The sequence below is a fragment of the Yoonia sp. F2084L genome (assembly GCF_023015625.1).
Lineage (GTDB): Bacteria > Pseudomonadota > Alphaproteobacteria > Rhodobacterales > Rhodobacteraceae > Yoonia.
Genome location: NZ_JALKAH010000010.1, coordinates 1 through 13773 on the forward strand (window position 1 = coordinate 1; position 13773 = coordinate 13773).

General features: G+C 53.2%; 15 protein-coding genes and 1 pseudogene. 5 read left to right on the forward strand and 11 right to left on the reverse strand.

The window, feature by feature from the left end:
- Positions 1 to 126: 126 nt before the first annotated feature.
- The 6 genes and pseudogenes from MWU60_RS19070 to MWU60_RS19095 all read right to left on the reverse strand — a co-directional run.
- A pseudogene (locus tag MWU60_RS19070) lies at positions 127 to 1050 on the reverse strand (ISNCY family transposase); the annotation flags it as partial.
- A gap of 345 nt (positions 1051 to 1395) precedes the next feature.
- Positions 1396 to 2322, reverse strand: coding sequence for an NADP-dependent oxidoreductase (locus MWU60_RS19075; RefSeq protein ID WP_247229028.1), 927 nt, complete (start codon positions 2320 to 2322; stop codon positions 1396 to 1398).
- A gap of 76 nt (positions 2323 to 2398) precedes the next feature.
- Positions 2399 to 2995 (reverse strand): SDR family oxidoreductase, encoded by a 597-nt coding sequence (locus MWU60_RS19080; RefSeq protein WP_247229029.1) that lies wholly within the window; start codon positions 2993 to 2995, stop codon positions 2399 to 2401.
- Positions 2996 to 3038: 43 nt separating this feature from the next.
- Positions 3039 to 3653 carry a glutathione S-transferase gene (locus MWU60_RS19085; RefSeq protein ID WP_247229030.1) on the reverse strand — a complete coding sequence of 205 codons (615 nt, stop codon included), beginning with the start codon at positions 3651 to 3653 and terminating at the stop codon, positions 3039 to 3041.
- A 59-nt stretch (positions 3654 to 3712) separates the two neighbouring features.
- Positions 3713 to 5089, reverse strand: coding sequence for an NAD-dependent succinate-semialdehyde dehydrogenase (locus MWU60_RS19090; RefSeq protein WP_247229031.1), 1377 nt, complete (start codon positions 5087 to 5089; stop codon positions 3713 to 3715).
- A 215-nt stretch (positions 5090 to 5304) separates the two neighbouring features.
- On the reverse strand, positions 5305 to 5784 hold the full coding sequence (locus tag MWU60_RS19095; RefSeq protein WP_247229032.1) for an MgtC/SapB family protein: 480 nt from the start codon (positions 5782 to 5784) through the stop codon (positions 5305 to 5307).
- A 232-nt stretch (positions 5785 to 6016) separates the two neighbouring features.
- Between MWU60_RS19095 and MWU60_RS19100 the strand changes: the two genes are divergently transcribed.
- The 3 genes from MWU60_RS19100 (at position 6017) to MWU60_RS19110 (ending at position 8150) form a co-directional block, all read left to right on the forward strand.
- Positions 6017 to 6160, forward strand: coding sequence for an entericidin A/B family lipoprotein (locus MWU60_RS19100; RefSeq protein WP_187432332.1), 144 nt, complete (start codon positions 6017 to 6019; stop codon positions 6158 to 6160).
- A gap of 114 nt (positions 6161 to 6274) precedes the next feature.
- Positions 6275 to 7639 (forward strand): mechanosensitive ion channel family protein, encoded by a 1365-nt coding sequence (locus MWU60_RS19105; protein ID WP_247229033.1) that lies wholly within the window; start codon positions 6275 to 6277, stop codon positions 7637 to 7639.
- Positions 7640 to 7751: 112 nt separating this feature from the next.
- A complete protein-coding gene (locus MWU60_RS19110; protein WP_247229034.1) occupies positions 7752 to 8150 on the forward strand; it encodes an STAS/SEC14 domain-containing protein in 399 nt (132 codons plus the stop codon).
- Positions 8151 to 8204: 54 nt separating this feature from the next.
- Here MWU60_RS19110 and MWU60_RS19115 read toward each other — a convergent pair whose 3' ends face one another.
- Both MWU60_RS19115 and MWU60_RS19120 read right to left on the reverse strand, forming a co-directional pair.
- A complete protein-coding gene (locus MWU60_RS19115; RefSeq protein WP_247229035.1) occupies positions 8205 to 9080 on the reverse strand; it encodes a mechanosensitive ion channel family protein in 876 nt (291 codons plus the stop codon).
- A 57-nt stretch (positions 9081 to 9137) separates the two neighbouring features.
- Positions 9138 to 9779: a DUF998 domain-containing protein gene (locus MWU60_RS19120; RefSeq protein WP_247229036.1), complete on the reverse strand. Its 642-nt coding sequence runs from the start codon at positions 9777 to 9779 to the stop codon at positions 9138 to 9140.
- 174 nt (positions 9780 to 9953) lie between these two features.
- Between MWU60_RS19120 and MWU60_RS19125 the strand changes: the two genes are divergently transcribed.
- Positions 9954 to 10745, forward strand: coding sequence for a PRC-barrel domain-containing protein (locus tag MWU60_RS19125; protein WP_247229037.1), 792 nt, complete (start codon positions 9954 to 9956; stop codon positions 10743 to 10745).
- A gap of 90 nt (positions 10746 to 10835) precedes the next feature.
- The gene (locus MWU60_RS19130; RefSeq protein WP_247229038.1) at positions 10836 to 11300 is read left to right on the forward strand and encodes a CreA family protein; all 465 of its coding nucleotides are present in this window, start codon (positions 10836 to 10838) and stop codon (positions 11298 to 11300) included.
- A 7-nt stretch (positions 11301 to 11307) separates the two neighbouring features.
- On the opposite strand, the gene MWU60_RS19135 is transcribed toward MWU60_RS19130, so the two are convergent.
- The 3 genes from MWU60_RS19135 to MWU60_RS19145 are packed head-to-tail and all read right to left on the reverse strand — an operon-like array spanning position 11308 to position 13750.
- Positions 11308 to 12636: an FAD-dependent oxidoreductase gene (locus MWU60_RS19135; RefSeq protein ID WP_247229039.1), complete on the reverse strand. Its 1329-nt coding sequence runs from the start codon at positions 12634 to 12636 to the stop codon at positions 11308 to 11310.
- A 3-nt stretch (positions 12637 to 12639) separates the two neighbouring features.
- Positions 12640 to 12792: a hypothetical protein gene (locus MWU60_RS19140; protein ID WP_247229040.1), complete on the reverse strand. Its 153-nt coding sequence runs from the start codon at positions 12790 to 12792 to the stop codon at positions 12640 to 12642.
- Between the two features lie 37 nt (positions 12793 to 12829).
- On the reverse strand, positions 12830 to 13750 hold the full coding sequence (locus MWU60_RS19145; protein ID WP_247229041.1) for a mechanosensitive ion channel family protein: 921 nt from the start codon (positions 13748 to 13750) through the stop codon (positions 12830 to 12832).
- Positions 13751 to 13773 lie beyond the last annotated feature (23 nt).

Genomic DNA, 13773 nt, shown 5'->3' on the forward strand with positions numbered 1-13773 from the left:
GAACCCATCGGGAATATCCCGCCTGCAGAAGCCGAGGCAAACTTCTACGCGGCTCTGGAAAGATCAGACATGGCCGCGTAACTAAGACAAATCAGCCTCCGGCAAACCCGGCGCGGTTCAAGGTTCGATGTTCATGGGACGGTGTAGATTGTCAGCACGACGAGGGGTCTTTGCAAACTTGGCGTTATAGCGTTCCGTGAAGGTGGGCAGGAGTGCATTGGCAGCATCCATATCGGAGATATCAGCTAACCTGAGCTCTTTGACCAATCGATCCTGCAGGGTCCGGTTAGCCCGTTCAACACGGCCTTTGGCCTGAGAGCTGTTTGCACAGAGAATCTCGACGTTTAGCGCGTTCAAAGCCCGACCAAATTGGGTCATGCCATGCCCAGACTTCGCGGATTGATTGGCCACGCGAAAGACGCTGTGCTTGTCGGAATAGAACGCCACCGGTCGACCATGCGCCGCCAGATACAGATCAAGGGCTTCAAAATAGCTGAACGTGCTCTCAGAAGTCACAAACCGCAGCTGCATCAACGCACTGGTCGCATCATCAATGAACACGAGCAGGGTGCATCGCGGCCCGCGATCTTCAAACCAGCGATGATCTGAGCCGTCGATCTGGATGAGTTCGCCCAGACATTCTCGGCGCAGGCGTGGCTGGTGGAACGTCCGACGCTGCTTGCGCGACAGCCAGATCCCAGCATCCTGCATCCACTTGCGCAGCGTCTCGCGTGAGACCTTCAGCCCATGATCTTCCGCAAGCTTCTCAGCGGCGAATGTTGGCCCAAAGTCGATGTAGTTCTCGCGGACCAGCGTCACCGCAAACTCACGCACCGCGGGATCGATCCGGTTGTTCGATCTGCGACCACGCGCTTTGTGCCGGATCGCGGCCGGACCTTCGGTCTGGAAATCCTTCAAAAGCCGATGCACTTGTCGTCGGCTCAATCCCAACACCTTGGCCGCTGTCACAGCCGTCATCCGGCCTTGTGTCACTTGGCTCAGTACTTCAATCCGGTTCAGCTCGCGTTCGCTCATCATCACCCATCCCATGTCCAATCTCCCGTTGTTCATTTGAACAAGAGAGTGACATTCCTGAATTGCACAGAGGTGACATTATCGCTTTGCGGTTACACAGATAAAATTCGCATAATCTTCATTATGTTAAATTACGGAATATATGATGTCTGCCATGTAGGTGTTAGTTATCAACAATGGTGTGCGCTAAACAATTGTTTGGCTCGGTAAGATATCTCGCTTGTTTATGAGTGCCAGGCAGATACCCATGTGCAGCCTGCTGCGTTCACAACAGCTAGTGATGTTCGATGCACAGCCTGCCCCGCGAAAAGCCCGGCCATTAAGAGGCCGGACCTTTCAATATCTATGTTGGAATGCACACTACTGTGGAACCGTGATGACGATTTTCCCGACTGCGTGACCGTCTTTCAGGGACTCATACGCGGCGACCACATCCTCCATTTTGTAGGTGCTATCAATCACGGTTTTGACATGACCATCTTCGATCAACTTGCCAAGCTCAGCCAACATTGCACCGTCGGGCTCCATAAAGAACCACTCGAACCGCACGTCGTGGTCCGGCGCAAGATTATCGGTATCTTGCCCTTTGATCGACACCAGCGTGCCGCCTTTTTTGAGAACTTTGAACGACCGGTTGAGCGTTTCGCCCCCTATCATATCAAACACGATATCATAGTCTGACAATTCGTCTTCAAAGGTTTGCTTTTTGTAATCAATCACGACATCTGCCCCAAGCTTACGAACAAGATCAACGTTGCGCGCGCTGCATGTGGTCGCGACATGTGCGCCGAAATGTTTCGCGATCTGAATTGCCAAGGTGCCGACACCGCCCGATCCAGCATGGATCAGAACCTTATCGCCTTCTTTCATCTGCGCTTTGGCAATAAGCGCCTGCCAAGCCGTGAGGCCCGCCAACGGAACCGATGCAGCTTCCGCGTGACTAATATTGCCGGGTTTCAGCGCCAATTCACTTGCTTTTACCCGCGCGATTTGCGCGATGGCGCCTGCATCTTGCTGGTTGGCACGGGCATAGACCGCATCGCCAACGTTAAAGCCAGTCACGTCTTTGCCGATCTCGGTGACTTCGCCAGCGACGTCAAAGCCCATGACATGGGGAAATTCCAACGGAATGTTATCTTTCATCGCGCCTGATTGCAGGATGTAGTCGATGGGATTGATGCTTGCGGCATGCACGTTGATGAGGACGGAATCGTCGCTCAGTGTAGGGGCATCAATGTCAGCGATTTCGATTTCGGTGTCGTAGTCGCGGATAATAGCGGCTTTCATGGGTCTAAGTCCTTTGTTGATGGGGTGCTTTGCAGGTCGTTACGGACGTTTAGTCGTGCGAATGACACATGTGTGGTTAGACCGATTGCATGAGCAAGGTCTTTCCTGTCCATTCGGCGCTGATGGCGGCATCGGCCAAGGCCTTTGCAACATCACCGCGCGCGGCTTTGGCTTCGGGGTCGACTTTGTCGCCAAAAACCATGTCGCCGTTGCCATCATCGTCCGTCAGGGCGACAGGACGAAGAATAGCATAGGTCATGCCAGAGGCTTTCAGGTGTTCGTCTGCATCATGTTTAGCCTGCAGATAATGGCCCATATCCGTGTCGGGATCAGGGTTTTCTGCACCGACACTGCTCAGCATGACAAACCGTGACACACCTGCTTTTGCAGCTTGATCCACTAAGTCGATCGCCCCATCATGGTCAATCTTGTCCGTCATTTCGGCGTCCGTATCACCACCAGATCCGGCTGCAAAAATAACGACATCGCAACCGTCGCAGACCCCGTCTTGCAGATCAGCTAGATCGCCCATCCGCTGTTCAGCCTGTACTGGCAGTTTACTGGTGTCAGAGCTTTCGCGCACCAAGGCAACGGTATCGTGCCCCCGTGAGACGAGTTCGTTCATGAGACGTGTTCCGGTGTTCCCGGTGGCTCCGGCGATGAGGATTTTCATAGTCATTTCCTTTATGTTGGGGTCGGCAAATGTTTGCTGTGGCCTAAGGCTTGGGTGCCATTGGACCTGCAACTTTTGTGGCGGCCAGATAGCCGGGCTGCTTTTGCAAGGCGTCCCAGTACGTTTTGACCCTTGGCGCGTTGTCCAAAAAGCCGTTGGCATCCAAGTTCGCCAAAAGATAGGAAAACTGGATATCCGTCAGGTGTGCTTTCGCGCCAAAAAGCAATCCAGTTTCGGGCAGATGGCTTGTGACATAATCAAGGTGCACTTGCAGCGACTGGCGTGCATCATCGGATGGATCGTTGCCTTGCATGGCAGGCAAAAGAACACCCATGCAAGCCCCCGCAAACGAGCTTTCTATATAGTCGAGCAGCTCTTCATGGCGCATAAATTCCGCCGTCTGCGGGTCCGGGCGGTGCGTTTTATCATCGTATTTATCGATGATATACCGCAAGCAAGTGGCGGATTCCGCCAACTTCAAATCACCATCTTCGATCACCGGCGATTTGCCCAAAGGGTGCACGTCTTGCAACACATCTGGCGCGCGGAACTGGTCTGTCCGGTCATACGGGATCAAATCATAGGGTTGATCCAAGTCTTCCAACAGCCAAACCAAACGGATGGCCCTTGAATAGGCAAGACAATGCACTTTGATCATCAGGTCACCTTTCATTTGAGATGTACTTAGACTGTTTTCAGAGCGACAAACCCGACCTCTTAGGGCAGATAGATCGCTTTGGTGTTGACGAATTCCTTCATGCCAAAGCCGCCGTGTTCGCGGCCAAAACCGGAATCCTTCACGCCGCCGAACGGCATGTTCGGATCAGCAGCACCAAACGAATTGATACGGACCATGCCGGTATCAAAGTGGTCTCGCGCCAGCTGCAGCGCCTTGCCTTCGTCCTTGCTAAAGATGCCACCGCCTAGCCCGTACCGGCTATCGTTTGCGATACGCATGGCGTCTGCGTCGTCTTTTGCCTTGATGATTGCGGCAACCGGGCCGAAAATTTCATCGTCATAAGCTGGTGTGCCCGGTTGGCAGTTTGCGAGCACGGTTGCTGGATAATAATGTCCGGTGCGATCCGGGGCGGACCCACCACACAGTACATCTGCGCCGCCTTCGACGCTTTTTGTGACTTGTTCGGAAATAGTATCAAACTGTTCAGCGCTGGATAGCGGCCCAAGCTGGGTGTCGTCATCTTTTGGGTCGCCCATCCGAATGGCCTTCATCTGTTCGACAAAAGCGCTGGTGAATGCGTCATAGACAGCTTCTGTCACGATGAAACGTTTGGCCGACACGCATGTTTCACCATTGTTATACAATCGGCCTTGGACACAGGTTTTGACGGCCAATTCAATGTCTGCATCCTCAAGCACCAGATAGGCGTCATTAGATCCCAGCTCTAGAACGGACTTCTTCAAGTTTTTCGTGGCGACCTGACCAATATGCCGCCCGCCGCCATCACTGCCGGTCATGGTGACACCGCGCACGCGCTTGTTTTCGATCATTGCGTCGGACGTATCGTGATCTACAATCACGACGTCGAACAATCCTGCTGGCAGTCCAGCTTGCACGCAAATATCGCGCAGCATAAGGCCACTGCCCGTACAGATTGAGGCATGCTTGAGGATCACACCATTGCCAGCCATCAGATTTGACGCGAGCACACGCACAGGTTGGTAGACCGGAAAGTTCCACGGCTGAATGCTGTAGATGACACCGATCGGCGCGTAAGTGATCATACCACGCTTTTCACCACCGCTATGTTTGCGATCTTCATCGGCCAAAATTTCTGGACCGTGTCCTGCTGTGTATTCAAATATCTGTGCACAAAGTTCGACCTCGGTCTGTCCATCACGCAGCAGTTTGCCGGTTTCTTCGGTCATCAAGGTAGCGAAGGAATCCGCATTATCGCGCAGCGCCGCGGCAATCTTGCGCAGATATGGCGCACGCTTTGCATGGCTTTTGGTACGCCATTCAAGAAACGCCCCATGACATTTTTCAATTTTGTCGAAAGCAACGTCCGACGTCATGACATCATAGGTTGCGATTGTTTCTTCGGTTGCGGGGTTTGTTGTCGATATTTGTGTCATGTGAGGCACCTTCTATGGGACGTTGCGGATCCAACCCATTGCGGCCCGCATGGTTCCACCAGCGCGATGCATGACCGCGCGTCATCGAAGGTTATCCGGTGGTTTTGATGGAAAGACTACGGAGGTGACGGTCGAACGAACCCTACATGATGGCCCGACAGAAAGGGATGTACCAACCTGCCCCGCTCCGGGGTTAAGTTGTACCGGTTCAGTAGTCAGTCAGCATCCGGTCGGTCGTCTGCGCCACGGTGCTCCATAAACCTACTTGCCGCTAGCAAGCTTGCCGCAAGTATCGCACAAATGACTGAAAAAAGTCCCAAACCAACACCGGACGCGAGGCCAAGGGCGCCAGCGACCCAAAGGCTTGCCGCCGTCGCCATGCCGCCGACATTTTTGTCGCCCTGTATGATCGCGCCTGCACCTAAGAAACCAAGTCCGCCGATAAGGCCTTGAATAACCCGCGTTGGGTCGGCTGCCAGTTCTGCGGTTCCCATGCTACGCGACATTTCAATCGCAGTAATCGTAAAAATAGCAGAGCCGAGCGACACCATCATATAAGTACGCACGCCAACCCGTCGGTGCCTAACTTCGCGGTCGAGCCCAAGGATGCCGCCCGCCACCAGCGCAAAGATGAGCCGCATCAACCAGTCTGCTTCCGTCATACCAATATCCAATGCGTTGAATATCTCGTTCATGACTGCTCCTCTGGGTTACGTGACGCGGTGTCTTAATTGCGACTGTGTATCGAAGCGGTCGCGCGCACTAGGGAAAACTGGTTCTTGGCTTTCGCGTCGGGCCTATCCCTATAACCAATCATACCAGATTTCGTTCCGAGATATTGAGCGGATGCCGGAACCAAAGAGGCTTTTGCACGTTTGCTTTCTATCGGGCGACCATCGCCAAGCAACTAACACAAGGAACTGAGTTATGCGTATTACAACACTTATTATCGCGACCGTGGCTGCAATGACACTTGCGGCCTGTGAAACTGTTCAAGGTGCCGGCGAAGACATTTCGAACGCAGGCGCTGCGATCAGCGAAGAGAGTCGTGACGTACAGGCCGATCTCTAAGCTTGAAAGTAATCATTACTTCCCGATGGGCCGCATTGTGCGGCCCATTATGTTTCTGCCCCCCATCTGACAGTGAGGCATAGCTCCTTGGCCCTTTCCACTAGACATCTGTTTTTGCTCGTTCTTTCTGCATGTATCGCGATTTTCCTTGCTTCACCTGCACAGGCGCAGACGAGCACGCAGGATTTAGACACTTCGGACGTTCTCACACCGCAAGCTCCGGTTGAAGTCGATCCGGTCAGTTCTGATACCGACATTCAGAACCGGATTGCTGCCATCGTTGATGCCACGGGGTGGTATGAGGACGTCACAGTTCTGGTTCAGGAAGGTGTCGTTTTTCTTGATGGGGTTGCTGATACGGAGGCCCGCAAGGAATGGGTACGGCAGTTGGCAGCCAAGACAACCGGCGTTGTCGCGGTGGTTAATCGCATGACGGTCGACGAAACCGTCGTTTGGTCGTTTGATCCAGCCATTGCCGAAATACAGCGACTTGTACGGCAAGCCGTCACTGTCATGCCTTTGGTCGTGCTTGCCCTGCTTGTCCTACCTCTGGCGTGGTTTGTCGCCCGACTGGTGTCTCGGTTTGCAAAAACAGCGCTCGCCACCCGTATTCAGTCGCCATTTCTGCGCACGGTGGTTGCGCGCGCGGTTGCATTCCCTGTCTTGCTCTTGGGGATCTATATTGTCTTGCAGGTCGCTGGCCTGACGCAGCTGGCGATTTCCCTTGTCGGTGGTGCGGGTGTGTTGGGCATCGTTCTTGGCTTTGCATTCCGCGATATCGCAGAGAACTTTCTGTCCAGCCTGATCTTAAGCGTGCGCCGCCCGTTTCGCCGCGACGATTATGTTGAAGTCGCGGGCATCTCTGGCACGGTGCGCAGCATGAACACGCGCAGCACCATTATCAGATCAGTGGAAGGCAATTTGATTCACGTTCCGAACGCCATTATTTTCAAAAGCGTGATTGAGAATTTCACGTCATCGCCTGAACGACGCGGCGAATTTGTGGTTGGTATCGGGTATGATGCGGTGGTCGCTCAAGCACAGGAAGTTATCATGAATGGCCTTCAGGCACATGGTGCCGTCTTAGCCGACCCCGCGCCGATGGTTCTGGTCGATGAGCTTGGCGCATCTACGATCAATATCAAAACCTATTACTGGTTTGACGGGCTAGAGATTTCGGCAATCAAACTAAAATCGGCCCTACTGCGCATGGTGAAATCCGATTTGACCGAAGCAGGCATATCGATGCCAGATGAAGCTCGCGAAGTCATTTTCCCCGATGGCGTGCAAGTACAAACACAAGTCGAACACATCGACAGCAGCGCCGCTTCTGTCGCAGCACTGCCAAAGCCTGACCAACCGCCGGTAGAGCCCGATCAGACGCATGCCGAGGCTGATCTGAAAAACGATCTTCTACCGCCGCAAACCGACGATGATCAGTTGGAAGAAGATGCAAACGATTTGCTCGCCTCACGGTGAGGACTTCATTGGCTAAGGCCGTGACAGTCTATTGGATGCATCCGAGATTGCGGAACCAACGGCGTGTTGGCGTGTTTCTTCTACTCACGCAATTCTAACACGCGAGGTCGCTATGACACATTTCAACCACGGTCCAATCCAACAGATTCCCACAGACAACGAGACTGTTTTTGCATTCCAAATCCATGGTCACATCGATGACGATGCGTCAGAGGCGCTGGCTAAATTTATGAATAATGTTTTTGATGAACACCCCAAAGTCAATATGCTGCTGGAAATGACAAAATTCACAGGCAGCGATTGGGATAGCATGCTGGACGGTGACGTCATCAAGTCGCGTTTCAGATCGTTGCAGCATGTCGCACGCTACGCTGTTGTCGGTGCACCGGACCGCGCGGCCAAAATGATTGGCCTGATGGATAAGGTCATTCCCGTCGAAGCACGCGCCTTTGACACGGATGAAATTACCCAAGCGTGGGACTTTGTCGGCGCGCAACCTATTGTCGCCTGACCCGCGATAAAAGCGTCGTTTTCTGCATCGTCATGCAGGGTGCGGCGCGCAGCCCTAATCTGTTCCCTCAGTTCCCTGCGGTGCGATTGGCAAAGGTTGTTTGAATGTCAGCGTGCGGTAAGGGAACGGGATTTCTATACCAGCATCATCAAGCGCGCGCTTTACATTGGCGACAACTTCGTCGCGCGATGTGCGGACCTCGACGGGCTTTGATCCGGTCCACCAGGTAACCTCAAAATTGATCGACGAAGAAGCAAATTCCTGCGCGAATACCTGGATTGGTTTATCGTCTTTTTTTACAGTTTCGCACTTCTCAACGGCGCCAGTGATAACACTGCGAGCTTCATCTACATCGACGTCATACGCCACGCCGCAAATAATGGTCACACGGCGTTTCGGTTTGTCGGTGCGGATAATAACGGGATTCTTGAACAGCATTGAATTTGGAACAATGACAAGCTGGCCATCAGTGCGCGAAATATGGCTTTCGCGAATGGCGATATGCGTCACTTCACCTTCGATACCCAGACATTCAATGTGGTCGCCAATGCGCATTTCGCGGCGGAACAGGATAATTATGCCTGCAAGGAAATTTTCAAACACATCTTTGAATGCAAATCCGATGGCAACAGAACCAAGACCCAGGCCCGCAAGAATGCTCGCTGGGGTCAGCCCGGGAAAAACAATAACGGCCGCGATCATCAGCCCCAGAACCCAAGTCATAATCGATGCCAGAAGCGTTGCCAGTTCCCTTAGACTTTGCCGGAGCTTCGTCCGCGCCATGAGGTTGGAAATACCGGATTTAATAATTTTACTGACAAGCGCTGTCAAAGTGAGGACAACAAGCGCCACCATAATCTGAGGTGTCAGTTCAATCGCTGATCGACCAATTTCGCGCAATTGATCCATTAAAATGCCGACTGGCTCCAACAGAACTCTCCACTTTGTGACATGTTACAAACCTCAACGTTTACCAAGTGATTTGGTTCACGCGATTTTTCGGGCTAACGAAATATACATCCGGGCCAACACGCCCACGAAGGCAAAAGCGATCAAACCAAGATAGCGTTCATAAATCCCGTCTATCCCTGTCGGTAAGAAAAAGAAGAATGGCGCTGATATCGTCCAGATGATCGACACTGCAACTAGGCTGTGACCGTACATGCGCCCGACCCGATATGCGCCACCCGACATCAGCCAAGGGGCAAGGGTCATGATGAACCCCAGCGCGTAAACAAGGTAGACGTGTATCACGACCCCTTCGTCATCATTGTCGCCATATTCGTTGCGCGCACCGATCAGGAAAACGACCAACGCCATAAGTCCTACTCCGATTAGGCCAATGCTCCAGCGTGGACCACCCAGATGGATATGTGCGGCGCATAACGCAGTCGCCAACAAAGACCCTGCAAAGGCGTAAATGCCGATATCTACGATGAATTCATATCGCCCGGCGCCAAGATCACTGATTGTGTCGGCCAGCCAGTCATGATCAGGCACAACAAAATCCGCAATCAGGATTAAAAGCGCAAAGGTGATGCATCCGACAATCGCGGCATAGCTCAGATACCGAACCAGATCGGGCTGTAGTTGGCTGCGCCATGTTCTGTCGAAATCAATAGCATCCACGATTTCTTCCCCTCTTTGTGCTTTGTGGCATCCCAACGTTTACGGGGTCGATCTGTTCCCTTTGGACTTTCCGTCGGGGCATTCAGGAAAAACTGGCGGAACGATCCGCACAGCTTGGTGTTGATCCAGCATCAAGGTTGGCGTGTCCAACCATCACTCAAACAGGAGGAAACAATGAAGAACTTTCTGAGCACAACAGCCGCCGTACTGGCACTTTCAACAGCCGCATATGCGGACGGACATACGGCCGTATTTTCGGACATGCAGTTTGACGAAGCAATGAACATCAACGCCACCGAAATGGTCGGCATGCGTGTCTATGCATCAGAGGCCAGCATCGAAAATGACATGATGGTCGTTGCGAATGGCGAAACCGAATGGGACGACATCGGTGAAATCAACGAGATTTTGCTGACCCGTGACGGTGAAGTACAATCCGTGATCGTCGGCGTCGGTGGTTTCCTGGGGATCGGTGAAAAAGATGTCGCCATCAACATGTCCGAACTGCGTTTCGTCGAAGAGGAAGGTGAAACAGGCGACTTTTTCTTGGTGATCGAAGCAACGGCAGTCGGCGTGCAGGATGCGCCAGCTTACGAATACAACCAGTTGACCAACACGATGGGCGACGGTGAGGAAATGGGTGCGTGGACTGGTCCAGACATTGTAATGGACGGCTTTGCCCGCATCACGCCCGAAGACTTGACGACAGAAGATCTTACAGGTGCACCAGTCTTTGGTGCAAATGATGAAGAAGTCGGCGAGATCGGACAACTTTTGGTCACCGATAATGGCACACTTGATCGTGCCGTGATCGACGTAGGTGGTTTTCTGGGGCTGGGTGAACGTGAAGTTGCCGTATCCTTGGACGAGCTGACGATCATGCGCATGGATGACGGTGACGACGTGCGTGTCTATATCGATGCATCCCAAGAGGCGTTGGAACAGCAGCCAGAATACGAAGGCTAATCTCACTTCATGGGGCGAGGCAGCTTGCCTTGCCCCACTCCAATGCGGTCCTTTGTTGGCCGCTTTTCGTATTTCACAAGGATGACTGTCATGACAATCACACACCGCCTCATTGCAATATTTTGCGCCACTTTACTCGCGACAACAGCGCCTGCCGAAGAGGTCGGGAATGTCGATGTTGATTGGTTGGGAAATGACATCGTGATCGAGGCGTTCTCAGATCCTGATGTGGAAGGTGTCACCTGTCACGTATCGTATTTTGAGCGTGGACTGATCGACCGACTAAAGAAGGGGAACTGGTTTGAGGATCCATCAAACTCTGCCATTTCTTGCCGTCAGACAGGGCCTATTGTCATCGGTGATATTGATCGCAGTGACGAAGGCGAAAGCATCTTTTCCGAACGTCGCTCGATCATCTGGAAGTCACTGTCCGTCAAACGCATCTTTGATGAAGCAAACAGCACTCTGATCTACGTGGCCCACGCGCGCGAGGTACAGGACGGCAGCGCAAAAATGGCTATTTCCACGATCCCGCTTTATCAATCATCCAACTAGGCACGGCTCACCGGCGCTGCATTGGTTGTTCAGCGAAAAATTCTTCCGCGAATGATGGATGCACAGGTGTCGCTTTGGTCAACGACGTCACAGGCGCTTTGGCGGCAATCAGGGCCGCCGCCATCGCGATGATGTCCTCTGCACCGTGGGCTGCGATCGCGGCCCCTCTGAGAATGTCATGCTCAGCATTGATCTGATAAAAAGCCTCGTTGTGATCTACGTCCGACAGCACGTTTTGCGCTAACGGTGTTAGATCGCCACTGCGGAGTGTTTCTTTACTGGTCTCACCAACGAACGCGGCAGGCGGGTATACAAATGTCGTGGTCGCCACCAGATCAAGATCGACCGCTTCGGCGCCATTGCCGTACAGCATGTGCGCAAGCGCTGTCCCATCAGCCGTGGCCACGGGCGTCAGCGGTAGCCGATCAGCCATATCGCCAATAGCATAAACGCCGGGCTGGCTGGTCTCGAACCGATCAGAGATCGCAAGCGCTCCACTGTCAGCGACAACAAGCGTCTCCGCAAATTGGCCCAGCCAGTCAATGTTGGGCGTCCGACCCGCGGCTGCGACAACGGCGTCCGCTGTATCGGTCAAGCCTGACGCACAGGTATATCCCAGCGATGCACGAGTCCGCTTTACTGCCGTTACGCCGTCATCTGTTCGTATGCGGATGCCTGATGCCGCAAGCCCCTTTTGCACATGCAGCGCCAGATCTTCGGGAAAGGTATCCAGCAGGTGTGGCCCGTTATGGATCAACGTCACATCGGACCCCAGCGCATGGAAGATCGCGGCAAATTCGCAGCCGATATAGCCGCCGCCGATAATGGTGATCCTATCCGGTCGCGTAGTCCAACCAAGCACGTCGTTACTGTTACTAAGCAAGGCTGCGCCAGGAATATCCATCTCGGCTGGGCGTCCGCCACAGGCAAGGATGATTTGATTGGCTGTATATGTCGTATCGCCAACGTCCACAGTGCGCGCGTCGATTATGACAGCCTGACCGCGCACAAGCGCCACGCCCGCATCGCCAAGGTTACCCGCGTAAATGTCGCGAATGTCTGCAATATGGGCATCGCGTTTCGTGATCAGCGTTTGATAGTCGATCGCTGTTTTGGTCGCGATATTTTGTGCCGCTGCGGCCCGTGTCGTGCGCGCGATCTGGCCCGCGGACCAAAGAATTTTCTTGGGCACACAACCACGATTAACACACGTGCCGCCAAGTTCGGCGCGCTCGATCACGAGGATGCGCGCGCCGAACTTGGCGGCATTGGTAGCAAACGCCATGCCAGCGGAACCGCCGCCGATGACGATGCTGTCATATGCACTCTGTGTCATACGCTAGTCGGCATCAGGTTTTTTAGCGCCGTCGTCGTTCAGATCAGTGTCTTTGGTATGATCCGGATCACCTTTTTTGCCAGGGTCGCTTTTCAAATCATGGTGCTGTTCTGAACCGTCAAGTTCGGGGTATTGTGGGCGTTCTGGTGTGGCCATGGGGATGGTCCTCCTGTTGGGGTTAAGGCAGCGGGAACTATTCCGCCGCAAAGCGCTGGTTGTCGGCGTCATCATTTTGGACGACCTCCAGCATTGGGTTTTCGTGCACTAAAGTACGTGTCGGGAACGGAATGTTGATGTCGGCTTCGTCTAGCGCCTCTTTCACCTTGCGCTTCATGTCAGCCTGATACTGAAAATAGACATCGCTATCGCACCAGACGCGCACCAGAAAGTCGACGCTGCTGCTGTTCAGGTTGTTGACCTGAATAAACGGTTCGGGATCGCTGTAGGACCGTGCGTCTGCCATAATGGCATCACGGATGACTTTCTCAGCATCGCTCAGGTTCACGCCGTAGCCAACGCCAAACGTCCACTGGGCGCGGCGTTTGGGGTATTCGGAATAGTTCTTGATGGTGTTTCCCCACACTTCGGAGTTGGGAACAATGACCTTGACATTCGTAAGGTTCGCAAGCTCCGTATAGTTCAACGTGATATCTTTGACGGTGCCGACGGTGTCATTGATCTCAACAAAATCACCAAGCTTGAGGGGGCGAAAGAGGACGATCATGATCCCAGCAGCAAGATTTGACAGCGTCCCTTGCAATGCCAGACCGACGGCCAGACCGGCAGCACCAATGACGGCAATCACCGACGTTGTTTCAACACCAAAGGTGTTTAGAACAAAAAGACCGGTAAAAGCCAGTACAACATAGCGGGCGATGTTGCCTAGAAACCCAAACAATGTGTTATCAAGACTAACATGGTTTTCACCGATGCCGTGAATCCGCCGGCTTACAAAACCTGCAATCACAAAGCCCACGATAATAATGAAAACCGCCGCGAGCGTGTTACCAACCAAGGCAATCAAAGCATCAAGCGTCAGATAATCGGCAAAGGACTTGCCGCCGTAAATTTCAGTCGTCATGAGGGTTTCACCCCAAGAGATGATCGTCTCCATGGTCATTGTCCTGTCGTTGTGTG

Coding starts and splice junctions, on each gene's coding strand:
- MWU60_RS19075 (WP_247229028.1), bottom strand. CDS start 2,322: ATGAAAGCCGCTATTATCCGCGACTACGACACCGAAATCGAAATCGCT.
- MWU60_RS19080 (WP_247229029.1), bottom strand. CDS start 2,995: ATGAAAATCCTCATCGCCGGAGCCACCGGGAACACCGGAACACGTCTC.
- MWU60_RS19085 (WP_247229030.1), bottom strand. CDS start 3,653: ATGATCAAAGTGCATTGTCTTGCCTATTCAAGGGCCATCCGTTTGGTT.
- MWU60_RS19090 (WP_247229031.1), bottom strand. CDS start 5,089: ATGACACAAATATCGACAACAAACCCCGCAACCGAAGAAACAATCGCA.
- MWU60_RS19095 (WP_247229032.1), bottom strand. CDS start 5,784: ATGAACGAGATATTCAACGCATTGGATATTGGTATGACGGAAGCAGAC.
- MWU60_RS19100 (WP_187432332.1), top strand. CDS start 6,017: ATGCGTATTACAACACTTATTATCGCGACCGTGGCTGCAATGACACTT.
- MWU60_RS19110 (WP_247229034.1), top strand. CDS start 7,752: ATGACACATTTCAACCACGGTCCAATCCAACAGATTCCCACAGACAAC.
- MWU60_RS19125 (WP_247229037.1), top strand. CDS start 9,954: ATGAAGAACTTTCTGAGCACAACAGCCGCCGTACTGGCACTTTCAACA.
- MWU60_RS19130 (WP_247229038.1), top strand. CDS start 10,836: ATGACAATCACACACCGCCTCATTGCAATATTTTGCGCCACTTTACTC.
- MWU60_RS19135 (WP_247229039.1), bottom strand. CDS start 12,636: ATGACACAGAGTGCATATGACAGCATCGTCATCGGCGGCGGTTCCGCT.
- MWU60_RS19140 (WP_247229040.1), bottom strand. CDS start 12,792: ATGGCCACACCAGAACGCCCACAATACCCCGAACTTGACGGTTCAGAA.
- MWU60_RS19145 (WP_247229041.1), bottom strand. CDS start 13,750: ATGGAGACGATCATCTCTTGGGGTGAAACCCTCATGACGACTGAAATT.